The following is a 17,108-nucleotide window of genomic DNA, read 5'->3' on the forward strand; positions in this document are numbered from 1 at the left end:
TTACTTCTTTTTCTTAGGTGTTGGTGAGGGTGATGGTGGAATTAATGCTGGATCCATCTGTGGGATTGCATTAATAAGGTTAATTGGCTCAGTTCCACCAATATAAGCTGGTGCTGGAAAATCTTGCACTGGCGTATTTTTTAAATAACCTTTTACAAACTCTGCCCAGATTCTCGCCGGGAAGGAGCCACCAGTTACTGAGGTTAATCCGCCAATACCATTTAAAGATTGAGTTGCATCATCTCGATAAAAGGCCACCGATGCTGCTACCTCTGGTGTGTAACCATTAAACCAAGCAGAGGCGTTGTCATTTGATGTTCCAGTTTTGCCTGCAGTTGGTCTATCAACTCTTGATCCAACCACAGCAGCTGTTCCCGATGTTGTTACTCGGCTTAGGGCGTAGGTTAGATCTGCCATGACATCTTTTCTAAATACCTCTTGGGCTTGAATTCTGCCCTGATACAAGATGCCCTTATTTGGTCCTTGTACTTCGTTGATAATAAATGGTTTGGCATAAACACCTTGCGCTGCAAAGGTAGCGTAGGCATTTGCTAAATCAATTACATGTGGGCTGGCAGCACCAAGTGAAACTGAAGGAGCTGCAATCATCTCAACTGAGTCAGGAACTCCGGCGCGGCGTGCAACATCTACCACTTTTTCAAGCCCTGCTTTCATGCCAAGTGGCACGAAGATTGTATTGACAGATTTTTCCATGGCGGTGAGCAGTGACATATCACCCATGCTTTGCTCACCATAATTATTAACTACATACGCTCTACCAATTCCATCATCGTAAACCTTTGGTGTATCACCATTCCAAACAGATGAAAGTGGAATTCCCTCTTCCAGTGCTGCTACTAAAGTGAAAACTTTAAATGATGAGCCACCTGAAGTAATTCCTTGGGTAGCAGCGTTGAATTGGTACTTTAAATAATCCTGCCCGCCATACATCGCCAAAATCTCACCAGTGCCTGGCTTTACTGCCACCAAACCAATATGTAGATTCTCTGGCGCTTTACTCGGTGCCTCTTTACTAACTGCTGCAACAGCTGCCTCTTGAGCATTCTTAACCAATGTGGTTTTAATAATATAGCCACCGATCATTAACTGTTCATCGGTAAAGCCAAGTTGATTCAACTCTCGCTCCACCCAAGAGATCACATAGCCTTTTGGTCCAGCCAGTGCGCCAGAGGTAACTCTGGGATTAATTATTGGAAATTTAATCTTTGCAGCTTTTTCCTCACTCAGCCATCCCTCATCAACTAATCCATCAATTACATATTTAAATCTATTTTCTAACCGTGGCAGATTCTCTTCCTTAAACCCTGGGTCATAAAGTCCTGGACTACGCAAAATACTGGCCAAGACTGCAGCTTGTGCAATTGTTAATTTATCTACCGTAGTACCAAAATAAACTTGGGATGCGGTCTGCACGCCATATGAACCACGGCCAAAGTAAATAGTATTTAAGTAATTTTCAAAGATTTCATCTTTGGTGAACTGATTCTCAAGTTTTATAGAGATTACTAACTCTTTTACTTTTCGCTGAATGGATCTTTCGGGGGTCAAGAACGCAGTCTTGGCATATTGCTGGGTGATTGTTGAACCGCCGCGGCCCTTGCCTAAAGTAATTAAGTTATCCCAGACCGCAGCTGCTAATGCAATCGGGCTAATTGCTCGGTTTGAATAAAAACTTCTATCCTCTGCCGCCATTACCGCATTTCTTACATGTATTGGAATTTCAGCTAAGGTGACAACAGTTCTATTCTCAGAGCCGATCCGGCCAATCTCGCTGCCATCTGCATATTGAATAATGGTTGCTTGGCTATTTACATAGGCATTTGGATCTGGAATTGAAACTGTAAAATAGGCAAATCCAAATAAAAAAACTCCAGCGACAAAGGAGAAGCCGACTGCTAATACCCCAAGCCGGGGAAGTTTTTTTAAAAAATTACTCACTCGCCAAGATTACCCTTAATCATCATCTAATAAGGTGTGCTGCTTTCGTGGTGGCTTTCGATACTTTCCATCACCTAATAAAAAGGATTCCACCAGGTGATTCCAATGACAACTGGTGCAAATCTCAACAACATAGACGCGAAACTCACCATACTCACTTTGCATCTGCATTAATTCATCTTGATTCTTAATTCGACCTGAGTATTGACCGAGTTGATCACCAAAGGCGTACTTAAGCTCGACAATCTTTAGCTTCTTACAAACTGGGCAACTGCGATTAGTTAATTCACCATGGTGTTTTGCCGCCCGCCTTAAGTAAGGATCAGCATCGCAGGCGTCCATAGCGCTTGCTGCCCCTTGAAAAAGTGAGATTAAGGTGCGGCGGCGCTTTAATGAGTAATCAATGGTTGCGCGCATCGTGGCTAACATAAGATCCAAGGTTAATCTAAATTTAATTACTACGCTTGTGCCTATGGGAATTTGGCCAGTTGCAAAGGGCTCAAGATTAAATCGGATACTTACTATCCGTTGGAGCGGTCAGTTAACTGATGGGCTGTTTCAATCAGCTCTAGCTAGTTTTGTTTTATTCTCACCTGAACGAGCACCCAATGCAATGGCGGCGGCGCTAGCCTTTGCAGTTGTCTTACTGCCCTACTCATTAATTGGGCCATATGTTGGGACTTTCCTAGACCGCTTTTCTAGGCAGCGAATCATTAGAAATTGTAATTACTTAAGAGCGGTGAACCTTTTAATGGTGGCATATCTAATAAACAACAGCTCTACTGGAGTAGTTTTAACTTTATTTGTGTTATTTGCTTTTGGAGTCAACCGATTAATTCTAGCTGGATTATCTGCTGGATTGCCATTGTTAGTAAAGCGGGAGGAGTTAATCGCTGCAAACGCCCTGGCAGTGACTGGTGGCACTATCTGGGTGGTAATTGGTGGTGGTATCGGAATTGCTGTTAAAAATCTCCTTAGTAAAAATATAAATGCAGATGATGCAGATGCAGTTGTAGTTTTAGTTGCCTCACTTGGCTTTTTGATTGCAGCACTAAGTTGTTATCGATTAAATAAATTTGAAATCGGACCTACCGCCCATGAAACACCAGTTGAGGTGAAAGGGTATAAAGAGGTATTTGAGGGTTTTAAAATATTAAGAGCGCACTCAGATGCACTTCGGGGAATTTTATCCGTTGGTATTCAGCGTGGTGGAATTACTGCATTAACTTTGATGGCTCTCTTACTTGAGCGCAACTCATTTAATGATCCTACTGATCCAGATGCTGGACTTGCTGGTTTTGGTGTGGCACTTGCGATCGCCGGAGTTGGTATTGGACTTGGCGCAGTAATTTCACCATATGGAGTTTTAAAATTTGGTAGGCACAGGTGGATGCGATTGTTAATGTACTTATGCATTCCGCCTTTGTTGGGGTATGCATTAAATATAAATGAGTTCTCAATGATTGCTAGTGCGTTTTTGGTGGGCTTATGTGGGCAAGGAATCAAAGTAACAAATGATGCGCTGGTGCAATCAAAGATTAATGATGAGTATCGGGGAAGAGTTTTTGCTTTTTATGATGTTGCCGTAAATGCTGGGATTATTGCTGGCGCAATTGGCGCCGCACTTTTATTGCCAGATTCAGGGCGCACTTGGATTTTGCCAATTGCGCTGGCACTCTTCTATCTCTTTGCAGCTAGCGTATTAATGCGCAAAGCTAATTTTGCTTCTGCCACCAATTAACCAGCTCTTTCTTTGCTCGCTCCTGACCTAGTGGGCCGTGCTCTAATCGAAGTTCAAGCAAAAACTCATAAGCTTTCCCAACGGCGGGTGAGGGCTTGATATCTAGTATTTTCATTATTTCATCACCTGATAAATCTGGTCGGATTTTATCTAACTCCTCCTGCTCCATTAATTGCGCTATCCGATCCTCTAATTGATCATAGGTTTTAGCTAACCCCTCTGCCTTCTTTTTATTACGGGTAGTGCAATCAGCCCTGGTTAATAAATGAAGGTGGGTAAGTAATTCACCAGCATCTCTGACATATCTTCGAACAGCAGAGTCGGTCCACTCCCCATTGCCGTATCCATGAAAGCGCAGGTGTAATGAAACTAATTGAGAGACATCATTAATAATGTGATTATCAAAGCGCAGTTTTTTCATGCGCTCTTTACACATTCTTGCGCCCACCACCTCATGGTGGTGAAATGAAACTCCACCATCTGGCAGCAATGCTTTTGTTTTTGGCTTGCCAATATCATGCAAAAGCGCAGCAAGCCGTAAGGTTAAATTAGCACCGCCTAGGCGAGCTTCTAGCGCTATTGCTTGCTCTAAAACCGTTAATGAGTGTTCGTAAACATCCTTATGGTGATGGTGCTCATCTATCTCAAGTTTTAGCTTGGGCAGCTCTGGCAGAAAATAATCTGCCAAGCCACTCTCGACAAGTAAGGATAAGCCCGCTCTTGGGTTATCACCCATAATTAATTTTATAAACTCATCCCTGATCCGCTCTGCAGAGATAATCTCTAGCCGAGAAGCCATACTTTTTATGGCAGCTACCAAACTGATCTCTGGCGTGAAGTTAAGTTGACTCATAAATCTTGCCGCCCGCATCATCCGCAACGGATCATCGGTAAATGAATCCTTGGCTTCACCTGGCGTCTTAATTATTTGATTTTGTAGATCACCCACGCCGTTGTATGGATCAATAAATAATGGTTCGGTAGTTGTTAATTCAAGTGCCATTGCGTTAATTGTAAAATCTCGCCTAGCTAAATCTCCTTCGATAGTTTTACCAAACTCAACATTTGGTTTACGAGAATCTGGGCTATAACTTTCGCTGCGATAAGTTGTTATCTCAACTGTTATTTCCGCTTTTTTTCCAGCAACTGTGCCAAAGGCTGCGCCAATATCCCAAACTGAGTCTGCCCATTTCTTTAAAATCTTTTCACACTCTTTAGGATGCGCATCTGTTGTGAAATCTAAATCATTACCAAGTCTGCCTAATATGGCATCTCTTACTGGTCCACCAACCAACGCTAATTGAAACCCTGCTTGCTTAAAAAGTTGCGCTAGCTCTTTTGCCGCTGGTGCTTGTTTAGTAAGTGTTGTGATCGCAAGTTGGGCAGCAGCAGTAATTGGTGGTTTCACGATGGCACTAGGTTAGAGCAGAGCGGGTTAAGGCGAAGGCGCAGATAGGTGGGTGGGCTGGGGTTTGTAGGCAGTATCCTTGCTATATGACCCCGGCAGATAATGCGGGTGGCAATCAGGATTTAAGTGGTACCCGCAAAGGTGCTCAAAATAGTGGTTCTGGTAAGCCCGCTAAAAAACATAATTCAGGTAAGGGCAAAAATTACAAGGGTAATCAGGGTGGAAAAAATTCTGCCAAAAACAAGTACGCCAAACGAGTTGATGAAGTAAGTGCTGGTGGATTAGTTGTAGATAAAACCGGCACCAAAGGATTGCTGATTGGCAGATTAGATCCAAAGGATGCCTCCCACGAAAGATTGCTTTGGTCACTTCCAAAAGGACATATTGAAAGTGGTGAATCACCTGAGGAAGCTGCAGTACGTGAGGTAGCAGAGGAAACCGGAATTAAAAGTGAGATCACTAGATCGCTGGGTGTAATTGATTTTTGGTTTATGGCAAGTGGAAAACGAATTCATAAAACGGTTCACCATTTTTTATTTACTGAAGTTGGCGGAAAATTAGCACCACAGGTAACTGAGGTGGATGATGTTGCCTGGTTTCCAATTGATGAAATTGTCAGCAAACTGGCCTACCCCGATGAGCGCAAATTAATTGCAAAATCAGGGAAATTAACACCGTGAGAAAAGTTTTAACTTTTCTTCTAGTTTTATTTCTTTCAAATACTTTCTTAACTACTCCAGCACAAGCGGTGCAAGAGATAGTTATTACCGAGCCAACCCATCGCCTAGCTGATGGTGTCTTCTTTGATGATGAGTTAGCTGCAAAACTTGCTCCGACCGGGGAGTTAGGTTTACTTATTTACGCACCAATTAGAGGCGCAAGAAGTTGGTTGGTTGATCCAGCCACAATCTCGGAGATTGTGGCAATGAGTAACGGTTATGTAATTTCAGATGGTTGGGAAATCAAGGACGCCCAAATCAATGGGCAGGATGTTGCTAAGGCATGGCTGGTGCAATTTTTAAAAGTGTCTCGCTCTGAAAAGATATCGGTACTAACTTATGGCAACCCATCTCGGTATTGGGTGGATCAGCTGCTTGAAAACCAAATTACATATATAAATGCCAGTGGCAAGATCTCGTTGGAGGGTGTGCTTGGCAAAGCCACCACCCAAAGTGCTTTTCAAAATGGTGAAAAACAAGGTTTAAGCAAACAAAATATCAACTTTCTAAAGTACGCCCAGCGCCAAATTGAATTATTTAGCACCCTTGTTGACCAAAAAGAGTTGTTGAATTACCAATTACGTATTAGCCAACTGTTAAATCCAAATATTGAAAAAGATCTATTACAAGATCTGATTAAAGATTTAGATAAATCAATTATTCAACTGCGTAATAAACTTAAAATCTCTAAAACTAAATTTACTATCACCTCTTCAAACGAGGAGCTGCCAATCACATTGGTAAATAATTTTGAGTCTGCGATTAATTTGAAACTAAGTGTTAGAGCAGTAAATAGTAAGGTAATAGTGACCCCAGTTGAGCAAATCAAAATTGCAGGAAATTCAAAACAGCAGGTTTTTCTGCCGGTTGAAGTATTGGCTACCGGTCAATCATCACTACTGGCCCAATTAACTAACTTGGATAATAAACCTGTTGGTTACCCGGTAGATATAAACTTAAAACTTTCAGTAATTAGCCCAGTTGCCACCTGGATAACCTCTGGTGCTGCGGTACTTTTGTTTATCGCAGCGCTGGTGCAAAGCCTTCGAAGAGTCAGACGGGGGAGATAAATGTCGGATGAGTCCCTGCTTCGCGCCTCCTCAGTTATGGCGGCTGGCACAATATTTTCTAGAGTTACTGGCTTAATAAGAAATTTACTTTTAGTTGCCTTACTTGGTACTGCGCTACTAGGTGACACCTATAACGTGGCAAATACCATGCCAAATATTTTGTATAACTTATTAGTTGGTGGTGCGTTAACTGCAGTGTTTGTGCCACAGATTGTTAGATCACTTAGAGATTCTGATGGTGGGTCAGCATTTATCTCACGGTTATTCACCGTGACCGTCACCTTTTTGTTTTTGTTAACCACTATTGGGCTCTTACTCGCACCACAAATTGTCAATATTTATGCACCTGAGTACTCAGGTAGAGCTGAGTTTGATATCACCGTTACCTTAATGAGGTACTGCCTGCCACAGATATTTTTCCTTGGTTTATTCGCACTCCTTGGCCAGATTGCCAATGCCAAAGGCAAGTTTGGCCCAATGATGTGGGCGCCGGTGATTAATAACCTAATCGCAATCACGCTTTTTACATTTTTATTAAGAAATAACCCAGATTTAGCGGTGGAAAGTATTACCACCAGCGATCTGCTCTGGCTCGGCCTAGGAACAACTGCTGGATATATAGCCCAAGCCCTAATTCTTTTTCCAGTGATAATAAAAAGTGGTGTCAAGCTTTCACTTAATTTCAATTGGCGAAATACCCAGATTATTAAATCATTTAAGTTAGCTGGTTGGAGTTTTCTTTACGCGCTGATATCTCAACTTTCTTACCTAGTCACGATAAATATTGCCACCACCGCTGCGGTTAGATCAGCAGCCGGTGGAGTTGCTACCGGTGTCGGTTATACCCCTTATGCCAATGCTTATTTGATTTTAATCCTGCCGCACTCAATAATCACACTATCGATTGTGACTGCGCTACTGCCAAGACTTTCTAATTTAGTGATTGATAAAAAACAGGGTGAGATTACATCCGCGATGAATATGGCAATGCGATTAATTGGGATATTTACCGTACCGGCGGCGTTGTTATTTTTGGTTTTTGGTGAGGTTATTTCAAAGGTTTTGTACTTTGGTATCTCAACCGATGATGCAAATTACCTGGGTCTGACCTTATCCGCCTTTGCATTAGGTTTGATCCCAGTAAGTATTAATCTAGTTTTACTCCGCGGTTTAAATGCCTTTGAAAATTTAAGGTCACAGGTTATTGGTAACTTGATTATGAATATTATTTCAGTGGTTCTATCAATGGCAGCTGCGGTGTATTTGGAGCCAAAATGGGTAACTGTTGGCTTAGCCGCGATTTTCACTGTTCATTACTTTATTGGCACCGCTATCTCCTTTTACCTAATAAAGCGTCATAACATTGATCTGCCAGTTTTTAGTATTGCCGTTTTTTACCTCAAGCTGTTTTTAATCTTTTCGCTGTCTTTAGCACCGATTTGGGCGCTTAGGTATCAATTACCTGGTGGGAATTTAATCTACCTATTACTTGTTGTTTTGGTATCCGCTGCTTTCTATTTATTCATCTTAAGGTTGCTCAAAATGCCCGAGGTCACATATTTGGTGAAAATGATTAAGGCAAGAAAGGAATAGGCTGATCTCCGTGAGTGATATCAATCAGGTAGTAATTGTCGGCTCTGGTCCTGCTGGGTACACCGCAGCAATTTATGCTGGCCGAGCACAATTAAAACCAATTATTTATGAAGGCTCTGTTACTGCAGGTGGTGCGTTAATGAACACCACTGAGGTAGAAAACTTTCCAGGTTTTGCCACTGGTGTTATGGGACCTGAGTTGATGGAATCGATGCGCAAACAAGTTGAGCGATTTGATGCCAAAATTATTACCGATGATATTGTCGCTATGAAATTAAATGGTGAGATAAAAGAATTAACAGATGGATCTGGAAACACCGTAAAAGCCAAATCAGTAATTTTGGCAATGGGCTCTGCTTATAAAGAAATTGGATTGCCAAATGAAAAACGGTTATCTGGTCGGGGAGTTTCCTGGTGTGCTACCTGTGATGGCTTCTTTTTTAGAGATCAGGTAATTGCAGTTGTTGGTGGTGGTGACTCAGCAATGGAGGAGGCAAATTTCCTAACTAAATTTGCTAGCAAGGTAGTTTTAATTCACCGCCGGGATAAATTTCGTGCCTCAAAAATAATGATTGAGCGGGCGGAGAAAAATCCAAAGATTGAGTTTTTATTTAACCATGAAGTAATTGATGTCTTAGGGGAGGAAAAAGTCTCCGGCCTTAAATTAAAAAATACCGTAACTGGCAAAGAAGAGATTAAGGATTTCACTGGATTATTTGTAGCAATTGGACATCTGCCTAGAAGTGAGCTGCTTGTAGGCCAGGTAGAGTTAAATGCTGATGGGTATGTGCAGGTGGAGGGGCGAAGTACTAAAACTAAAATACCTGGGGTTTTTGCCTGTGGCGATCTAGTTGACTTCACCTACCGCCAGGCGATTACCGCTGCTGGCACCGGCTGCCAGGCAGCCTTGGATGCCGAGCGATTTTTATCTGGGCATTAATTTTAAAGATTTAAAAGTAGGATAAGCAGATAACTAACAAGATGAGAAATGGTGAGAAAAATGGCAACATCAAAGGTAACCACAGCTGATTTTGAGTCAGTTGTTTTAAAAAGTACAACCCCAGTATTGGTAGATTTTTGGGCAGAGTGGTGTGGTCCCTGCCGGGCAGTTGGCCCAATTTTGGAGGAGATCTCCAATGAGTATGGTGCTAAGTTAAAGATTGTTAAGTTAAATACCGATGAAGAGGGCGCTATTGCTATGAAATACGGCATCTCATCCATCCCCACCATGAATGTATTTGTGAATGGTGAGGTAGTAAAAACTATTGTTGGTGCTAAACCAAAGCCAGCATTACTTAAAGATCTTGAAAGTTATATTAAGTAATATTTAATAAATTAATTAAGAACTTATGAGCGATCAACCAAAGTTAGGAGATCGCTCAAATGCGATTGGGTTAATCGCCAACACCTTAACTAGATTAGGTTTTCTCTCCTCACCCGCTGATATTTTTGATGAAAAACTCACTCAAGGCATTAAAGCTTTCCAACAGGCTAGAGGGTTGACTGCAACTGGAGTTATAAATGAAATCACCGCCAGAGTATTGGAGGAGGCAAGATTTAAACTTGGTGATCGAGTTTTGGTATTTAATCTAGCGGCTTTAATGCGTGGGGATGATGTAAGTAATTTGCAGGATCGCCTGATTCAAATGGGTTTTAATTGTGGCAAGGTAGATGGTATTTATGGTGCGAATACCGAAATGGCGGTAAAAGAGTTTCAAAAATCTGTTGGAATCCTCGCCGATGGCAAATGTGGGCCAGTAACTTTGATTGCATTAATGCGCTTGGTGAAAACTGTCTCTGGTGGTGCGCCAAGTGCGTTACGGGAGAGTGTTAAACATGCAGTTCGCTCACCAGCATTAGCAAATAAGGTGATTGTGTTAGATCCAAGTTGGGGTGGTGAGTTCACTGGTGAGAGTCAAAATGGTGTAGTTGAAGCAGAGGTAGTTTTTGATTTGGCGCAAAGATTAGAGGGAAGATTAATCGCACTTGGGGTTAATGTAGTTTTGACTAGAAGTGCTAAAAATTCACCATTAGAAAAAGATCGTATTCAAATTGCTAACTCAGTAAATGCAGATTTGGTGATTGCATTAAAGGTTGATACTTATAAAAATGAAAATGCCAATGGGGTAGCAACTTATTACTATGGCCGAGATGATCAAGGAGTCAGATCTGTAGTTGGTGAAAGATTTGCTAACTTGTTGCAACGAGAGATATGCGCTCGGACTGATTTATTAAATTGTCGTACCCATGGAAAAAGCTGGGATTTACTTCGTTTAACCCAAGCACCAACCGTCAGAATAGATTTGGGATATCTTTCTAATCCAAAAGATGCCAAGCGGTTAGCCACCCCAACCTTTCGAGACACACTTGCGGAGGCGATGATTGTGGCGATTCAGCGGCTTTATCTCTCACAAGAGGATGATGCCAAGACTGGAACATTGAAAATCTCTGATCTAAGAAGAGCAGGACTTCGAAACTAGTTTTATTAAAGCACTCACCTATGGCAAACTTGGTTAATGGATTCAGGCAGAAAATTTAAAGTTGTTAAAGCTGACTCTCTGGAGCGAGTGCGAACTGGTGAGCCGGAGAATTTGCCGGAACGATTTGCCCATCGAGCACTTGGTATGCAGGCAAGTGAGATTAGATCCCTATTTGCGGTAGCGAGTAGACCAGAGATTGTCTCCCTCGCAGGTGGTATGCCAAATCTCTCTGCCTTACCGATGCAGATGATGGCCTCAGTTACTGAAAAACTAATTAGTGAAAATGGCGCCGAGGCGTTGCAATATGGAAATGGTCAAGGCCATCCCAGATTGCGCGAGCAGATCTGTGATGTGATGGCACTTGAAGGAATTAAAGCCCACCCTGATGATGTAATTATTACTACCGGCTCCCAACAAGCACTTGATCTAATCTCTCGAATATTTATTGATCCAGGTGATGTGGTTTTAGTTGAAGCACCCTCCTATGTTGGCGCCCTTGGCACCTTCAAACAGTATGAGGCCGCAGTGGTGCATATCAATATGGATCAAGATGGTTTAATTCCGCAAGCATTACGGGATGCAATCAAAACTACTAAAGCAGCAGGGCGAAAAATAAAGTTTTTATACCTAATTCCAAATTACCAAAACCCTGCTGGGGTACTGCTCCCAGCTGATAGACGTACTGAGATATTAGATATCTGCCGACAAGAGGGCATATTTATTGTTGAAGATAATCCATATGGCTTGTTAGGTTTTGACAAACCCTCCCCAAATGCAATGCGGGCAAGTGATTCAGAGAATGTTATTTACTTAGGAACCTTTTCAAAAACTATTGCGCCAGGTCTGCGAGTTGGTTGGGCGTTAGTGCCTCAATCTTTGAAAGATAAGATGGTAATTGCATCTGAATCATCAATTCTCTGCCCATCAAACTTCACCCAGTTGGTAATTTCTAGCTACTTAGCAAACCAACCTTGGCGAGATCAGATCACAAGTTTTGCAAAACTATATAAGGAACGCCGTGATGCCGCTCTTTCTGCGCTAGATAAGTACTTCCCTAAGAGTGCTACCTGGACTAAACCAGCTGGTGGTTTTTATATTTGGATTACCCTGCCACCTGAGATTGATACCAACGCGCTTATGCCAAAGGCAATCGCTGCCAAGGTGGCGTATGTGCCTGGAACCGCATTTTATGCAGATGGCTTTGGCTCCTGGTCACTTCGTATCTCCTACTGCTACCCAACGGTTGAAAGAATTACTGAAGGAATTAAATCCTTGGCTGGGGTGATAAGTACTGAGATGCAAGCTCGCCAGATTAATTAATCTTTAATTACCTTATTTATCCGCTCTAAATCCTCCACCGTTGCAAACTCAATCACAATCTTGCCTTTTTTCTTTCCCAGCTCAACATGCACCCTAGTATCTAGGTAATCAGATAGTTGATCTGAAATCTCTTTTAATTTTGGTGAGAGTAATTTGCCGCCCCTAAGTGATCCACCCTTCACCTTTGCCCCACCTGTTGCCACAATCTCCTCCACCGCTCTAACTGTTAATCCCTCTGCCACAATTCGATTGGCTAAATTCTCAATCTCTTTTTCATCTGTAAGTGATAAGAGCGCCCTGGCATGACCTGCTGAGATAACACCTGCCGCCACCTTTCGTTGCACAGAGGGTGGCAAATTAAGTAAACGCATAGTGTTGGTAATGGCTGGGCGAGATTTGCTTAATTTCACCGCCAACTCATCATGGGTGTAATTAAAATCAGATAATAATTGTTGATACGCCGCCCCTTCTTCTAGTGGATTAAGTTGACTGCGGTGAATATTTTCTACCAACGCTTCACGTAGTAATTGATCATCACTGGTTTGTCTAATTATTACTGGGATGCTTTTTAAGCCAGCAAGTTTGGCGGCGCGAAATCTGCGCTCACCCATAATTAATTGATACTTACCATTTCCAACTGATCTAACAACTGGTGGTTGTAATAAACCAACCTCTTTTATTGATAATGCAAGCTCTGTTAATTGATCCTCATCAAATACAGTTCTAGGTTGTTTTGGGTTCGCATTAATATTATTTAAATCAATCTCATCTCGATTGGCGGTAATTACACCAGTTGGTGTTTTGATCTCTGTTGGCATTACTGCAGCGGGAATTAACGCATCTAATCCTCTGCCTAAACCACCTTTGCGCGCGTTCATTATGCGCTCTCATTTTTAATATTAATTGGTGCCCCACCACGATTTGAGATCTCTCGTGCCACCGCTAAATATGCAATGGCGCCAGGAGATGCTGCGTCATATGTCATTACGGTTTGACCAAAAGATGGTGCCTCTGAGATCCGCACCGCTCTTGGTATTGGGGTATTAATCAATTCATCTGGAAAATGTTTTTTAACATTATCTGCCACATCATTTGCAAGCCTGGTTCTGCCATCAAACATAGTTAGGACTATGGTGGTTAAGGTGATCTTTTGATTTAATCGTTTCTGTACTTCACCTAATGTTTCAAGCAGTAATGAAAGACCCTCAAGTGAGTAGTACTCGCATTGAATTGGCACTAACACCTCATCAGCTGCGGTGAGTGCATTAATTGTTAATAAACCTAAACTGGGTGGACAATCAATAAAGACATAATCAAATCGTTGGCCGGCATTTTGTTTAGCTGCTAAAAAACTTTGTAGCGCAGTTTGTAATCTAAACTCTCTAGCGACAGCGGGCACAAGTTGTATTTCAGCCCCGGCTAAATCTGAATTGGCAGCGACTGCCTCTAGGTGAGGGAAGTTTGCAACCTTTACTACGCACTCACTCATTGGTAGATCATTAATTAAAACATCATAAATTCCAGCCAAATTATCTCGGTCCAAGCCAAATGCGGTTGAGGCATTTCCTTGCGGATCTAAATCAACTACTAATACCTTTAGCCCACCCATAGAAAGGGCTGCTGCCAGATTTACTGCGGTTGTGGTTTTTCCAACCCCGCCCTTTTGATTGGCAACTGTGAAGATTCGAGTCTTTAATGGGGCGACCATCGGCTCTTTAAGCCGTCTGACTCCAACCGGTGCTCCTGGTCTGTTTTGGGCAGCTGGCACAGCGGTATTTGTTTCATATGAAACATCATCTTCCCTCATGGGGGGAAGTTAAGCACCTTTGGTTATGCAGACCACCCTTGCCACAGGCAGATTAGGTAGTGATATCTGATGAAGTTTGGCGGTTGCACCCTTTTTTAATTTAGTGGAGCTCATCTCTACCCCCGCCTGCTCCCCTTTGATCGCCAACAGGCAGCCACCTCTTGGAATCATCTGCCAAGAGATCTGCATCAATTTTTCTAATGGGGCGACCGCCCTGGCGGTGACCACCTCAAACTGCTTTTTAACTATCTCTGCCCTGCCCCTGATTACCTCAACCGGCAGGTGAAGCTCTGAAATGACCTCATTTAAGAAATCAACCCGCCGTTGTAGCGGCTCAATTAAGGTGACCTTTAAATCTGGCCGAGCCAGTGCGATCACGATTCCAGGAAGGCCAGCTCCTGAACCGATATCTGCCACCCGCACCCCTTGTGGGATTAAGGTGGTAATAGGAAGGCAGTTGGCGATATGGCGCTGCCAGATCCGATCCCCCTCTTTGGGGCCGATTAAGCCACGCTCGATTCCAGTGGTTTTTAGGATCTGGGCGTAGGCCTGGATCTGATCTGACCCGCCTTTAAAGTAGGCGAGTAGCTCAGCGCTTGGTTTCACGTGAAACTTTAGGCGGGAAGTACTACCACACAGCGATCTGGGTCTTCACCCTCAGATTCACTTGTTAGGCCCAACTCCTGAATAGTGTCATGGACAACCTTTCGTTCAAAGGCGTTCATTGGTCGCAGTTTGATCGACTCACCCGAGGATTTGACCTCCACTGCAGTCTCCTTCGCCAACTGCGCCAACTCAGTTTTCTTATCCCCTCTAAAGTTGTCGATATCTAGCATCAATCTGCTTCGTTCACCCAAAGAGGTTTGAACTGCAAGTCTGGTTAGCTCTTGAATTGAATCTAGAACCTCACCTCGCTCACCAACTAGGTGGCTAAGTTTTCCGCCCGCTATCGCTAGGGATGCTCGGTCATTTTCCACATCAATATCAATATCCCCATCAAGATCTGCAATATCTAGCAGCCCTTCAAGGTAATCAGCAGCAACATCACCCTCCTCTTCAAGTTGGGCGAGTAGGCTCTTTTTCTCTACAACCTCATCTGTTTTTACTTCACTCATTTTTCCTCCAAGATGGTATTTATACTATTTGATGGTTTTCTACCTGTTTGTAATGATTTGTACTGTTTTTTTTAACGCCGTCTTTTCTTTCGTTTTGGTTGCTTTCTTTGGCCACCCTGCTCTGGTGGATTTTCCAAAATGGTGGTTCCGCCTTGATCCTCAGTTTTTTCATCAAGTAATCCTTTGGCAGCCCTTTTCTTTTGCAACTCCTCATAAGCAGGAGAGCCTGGTGTTGGGTTTCGCTTAATTACATAGTACTGCTGACCCCAGGTCCACAGGTTTGTAGTTGACCAGTAAATTAAAACTCCAATTGGAAAGTTAACTCCGGTTACTGCAAAAATAATTGGAAATAAATACAGCATAATTTTTTGCTGTTGCAGCATCATATTGTTTGAAGAGTCCATCTTTGGCATTCCTTTCACCATCAACTGTCGTTGGGTAGTGAAGGTGGTGGCGGACATAAACACAATTAAGAAGATTGCAATCGCTTTTGTGGCGGTGTCGGTTGATCCTAGAAATGTAGAGGAGAGTGGGGCGCCAAAAAAACTCGCCTCTCTAGCTGATACTAGATACTCACCCTTTAATAGACCGCGTGGTTGATTTTGACTGATGCTGTTTAATACCCAAAAGAGAGCGAAAAATATTGGGGCTTGTGCCAAAATAGGAAAACAGGAGGCGAGTGGATTTGTCTTGTGCTCTTTATAAAGCTTCATCAACTCTTCAGATTGTTTTTGTCGATCATCCTTATACTTTTTTTGGATCGCCTTCATATGTGGTGATAGAGCGGTCAACGCCCGTTGCGATTTAATCTGTTTTACAAACAGCGGAATTAAAATAATTCGAATTAAAATTACCAGCGCAATAATTCCCACCGACCATTGCAGATCGCCATTATTGGTAAAACTTAGGAGATCGTGGAAGGTGACTAACACCCAAGAAACAGCGTTATATAAGGGGTTTAGGATGATATCCATTAGGCATCCTGCCTTTCTTTAATTTTTAACACCGCAGCCTTTGATGGGTAATCTACTCCACCGTGCGAAAATGGATTGCAGCGAATCAGTCGCCAGATCGCCATGAAGAAGCCTTTAATACCAAACTCAGAGATTGCTAACTCGGCGTAGTTTGAGCAGGATGGGTAGTACTTACAGCGTGGTGTGAAAAGTGGTGATATAAATTTTTGATAGCCAATAATAGGAAGTAAAAATAATTGCTTCATTTTTGTGCCTGGTTGTTTTGGTTGCTTAATTTGGTTATCACTTTTTCTACCAGTTGATCCACCTCACTGGTGTAATCATTTTGTTTTCTTAATACCCGCACCACCAACATTGTTTTCTTTGGTAGGGAAGGGATTTTGTTTGCAAAGTTGTGTCGTAATTTTCTACTCACTAGATGCCTTGTGACTGATGTGCCAACTGATCTGTTGACTATAAAACCAATTTGGGGATCACCATCGCCAGCTAAGGCTGCGTAGATGACTAGATTTTCACCTGTGATTCTGATGCCAGTTTTGGTAATGCGGCTAAAATCCGCCCCACCCCGCAGCCGGTTAGTTTTAGGTAACACGTTTGGTGTGTTTAATTAGGCAGAGATTTTGGCGCGGCCTTTTGCGCGACGAGCCGATAAAACAGCTCTGCCGCCACGAGTGGCCATGCGGGCACGGAAACCATGTTTTTTAGCCCGTTTGCGAACATTGGGCTGGAAGGTGCGCTTCATAAATCTCTCCTAAAATTATTGATTCACCCGTTTAAGGGCCACAGCGGTATGGGTGGTAAGGGTAAGGGTTGGGCGGAAGGTGGGTCAAACCGTCCCAATACCCTCTTTTTACCCCTTTAGCTCCTAGTGGTGAGTAGGTTGATTTGTGGATAACCACTTGCATTCCTGAGTGCTTGCCCT

19 protein-coding genes are annotated in these 17,108 nt (G+C 42.8%); 8 read left to right on the forward strand and 11 right to left on the reverse strand.

Annotation, left to right across the window (positions count from 1 at the left end):
• Together B1s21160_RS06220 and B1s21160_RS06225 are read right to left on the reverse strand one after the other, a co-directional pair.
• Complete coding sequence (locus tag B1s21160_RS06220; protein ID WP_095672848.1) at positions 1-1,959, reverse strand: transglycosylase domain-containing protein; 1,959 nt, start codon at positions 1,957-1,959, stop codon at positions 1-3.
• Between the two features lie 15 nt (positions 1,960-1,974).
• Positions 1,975-2,388, reverse strand: coding sequence for a DUF5318 family protein (locus tag B1s21160_RS06225; RefSeq protein ID WP_095672849.1), 414 nt, complete (start codon positions 2,386-2,388; stop codon positions 1,975-1,977).
• A 43-nt stretch (positions 2,389-2,431) separates the two neighbouring features.
• On the opposite strand from B1s21160_RS06225, the gene B1s21160_RS06230 reads away from it, so the two are divergent.
• Complete coding sequence (locus B1s21160_RS06230; protein WP_095672850.1) at positions 2,432-3,700, forward strand: MFS transporter; 1,269 nt, start codon at positions 2,432-2,434, stop codon at positions 3,698-3,700.
• Here the strand turns inward: B1s21160_RS06230 and B1s21160_RS06235 are convergent.
• A complete protein-coding gene (locus tag B1s21160_RS06235; protein ID WP_095672851.1) occupies positions 3,675-5,108 on the reverse strand; it encodes a CCA tRNA nucleotidyltransferase in 1,434 nt (477 codons plus the stop codon). The genes B1s21160_RS06230 and B1s21160_RS06235 overlap by 26 nt on opposite strands.
• An 86-nt stretch (positions 5,109-5,194) precedes the next feature.
• On the opposite strand from B1s21160_RS06235, the gene B1s21160_RS06240 reads away from it, so the two are divergent.
• The 7 genes from B1s21160_RS06240 to B1s21160_RS06270 are packed head-to-tail and all read left to right on the forward strand — an operon-like array spanning position 5,195 to position 12,290.
• Positions 5,195-5,788 (forward strand): NUDIX hydrolase, encoded by a 594-nt coding sequence (locus B1s21160_RS06240; RefSeq protein ID WP_095672852.1) that lies wholly within the window; start codon positions 5,195-5,197, stop codon positions 5,786-5,788.
• Positions 5,785-6,897, forward strand: coding sequence for a DUF6049 family protein (locus B1s21160_RS06245; RefSeq protein ID WP_095672853.1), 1,113 nt, complete (start codon positions 5,785-5,787; stop codon positions 6,895-6,897). Before B1s21160_RS06240 ends, B1s21160_RS06245 begins: the two co-directional genes overlap by 4 nt.
• Positions 6,898-8,490 carry a murein biosynthesis integral membrane protein MurJ gene (gene murJ / locus B1s21160_RS06250; RefSeq protein ID WP_095672854.1) on the forward strand — a complete coding sequence of 531 codons (1,593 nt, stop codon included), beginning with the start codon at positions 6,898-6,900 and terminating at the stop codon, positions 8,488-8,490.
• A 10-nt stretch (positions 8,491-8,500) separates the two neighbouring features.
• On the forward strand, positions 8,501-9,430 hold the full coding sequence (trxB, locus tag B1s21160_RS06255; protein WP_095672855.1) for a thioredoxin-disulfide reductase: 930 nt from the start codon (positions 8,501-8,503) through the stop codon (positions 9,428-9,430).
• Positions 9,431-9,490: 60 nt separating this feature from the next.
• Complete coding sequence (trxA, locus tag B1s21160_RS06260; RefSeq protein ID WP_095672856.1) at positions 9,491-9,814, forward strand: thioredoxin; 324 nt, start codon at positions 9,491-9,493, stop codon at positions 9,812-9,814.
• Positions 9,815-9,839: 25 nt separating this feature from the next.
• Positions 9,840-10,970, forward strand: coding sequence for an N-acetylmuramoyl-L-alanine amidase (locus B1s21160_RS06265; protein ID WP_095672857.1), 1,131 nt, complete (start codon positions 9,840-9,842; stop codon positions 10,968-10,970).
• Positions 10,971-11,006: 36 nt separating this feature from the next.
• Positions 11,007-12,290: an aminotransferase-like domain-containing protein gene (locus B1s21160_RS06270; RefSeq protein WP_095672858.1), complete on the forward strand. Its 1,284-nt coding sequence runs from the start codon at positions 11,007-11,009 to the stop codon at positions 12,288-12,290.
• Here the strand turns inward: B1s21160_RS06270 and B1s21160_RS06275 are convergent.
• The 8 genes from B1s21160_RS06275 to rpmH form a co-directional block, all read right to left on the reverse strand.
• Entirely contained in the window at positions 12,287-13,168 is an 882-nt protein-coding gene (locus tag B1s21160_RS06275; RefSeq protein ID WP_095672859.1) for a ParB/RepB/Spo0J family partition protein, read from the reverse strand. The two genes, B1s21160_RS06270 and B1s21160_RS06275, sit on opposite strands and share 4 nt — an antisense overlap.
• A complete protein-coding gene (locus B1s21160_RS06280) occupies positions 13,168-14,097 on the reverse strand; it encodes a ParA family protein (RefSeq protein WP_095672860.1) in 930 nt (309 codons plus the stop codon). The genes B1s21160_RS06275 and B1s21160_RS06280 overlap by 1 nt, the downstream gene beginning before the upstream one ends.
• A gap of 9 nt (positions 14,098-14,106) precedes the next feature.
• The gene (gene rsmG, locus B1s21160_RS06285; RefSeq protein ID WP_095672861.1) at positions 14,107-14,703 is read right to left on the reverse strand and encodes a 16S rRNA (guanine(527)-N(7))-methyltransferase RsmG; all 597 of its coding nucleotides are present in this window, start codon (positions 14,701-14,703) and stop codon (positions 14,107-14,109) included.
• An 8-nt stretch (positions 14,704-14,711) separates the two neighbouring features.
• The gene (locus B1s21160_RS06290) at positions 14,712-15,212 is read right to left on the reverse strand and encodes a Jag family protein (RefSeq protein WP_095672862.1); all 501 of its coding nucleotides are present in this window, start codon (positions 15,210-15,212) and stop codon (positions 14,712-14,714) included.
• Positions 15,213-15,283: 71 nt separating this feature from the next.
• Positions 15,284-16,186: a membrane protein insertase YidC gene (gene yidC / locus B1s21160_RS06295; protein WP_095672863.1), complete on the reverse strand. Its 903-nt coding sequence runs from the start codon at positions 16,184-16,186 to the stop codon at positions 15,284-15,286.
• Positions 16,186-16,431 carry a membrane protein insertion efficiency factor YidD gene (gene yidD / locus B1s21160_RS06300; protein ID WP_095672864.1) on the reverse strand — a complete coding sequence of 82 codons (246 nt, stop codon included), beginning with the start codon at positions 16,429-16,431 and terminating at the stop codon, positions 16,186-16,188. Before yidD ends, yidC begins: the two co-directional genes overlap by 1 nt.
• Positions 16,428-16,778, reverse strand: a complete 351-nt coding sequence (gene rnpA / locus B1s21160_RS06305) for a ribonuclease P protein component (protein ID WP_095672865.1) — start codon at positions 16,776-16,778, stop codon at positions 16,428-16,430. The genes yidD and rnpA overlap by 4 nt, the downstream gene beginning before the upstream one ends.
• Positions 16,779-16,793: 15 nt before the next feature.
• Positions 16,794-16,928, reverse strand: a complete 135-nt coding sequence (gene rpmH, locus B1s21160_RS06310; protein WP_095672866.1) for a 50S ribosomal protein L34 — start codon at positions 16,926-16,928, stop codon at positions 16,794-16,796.
• Positions 16,929-17,108: the final 180 nt, after the last annotated feature.

This window comes from Candidatus Nanopelagicus hibericus, assembly GCF_002288005.1.
Classification (GTDB): Bacteria; Actinomycetota; Actinomycetes; order Nanopelagicales; family Nanopelagicaceae; genus Nanopelagicus; species Nanopelagicus hibericus.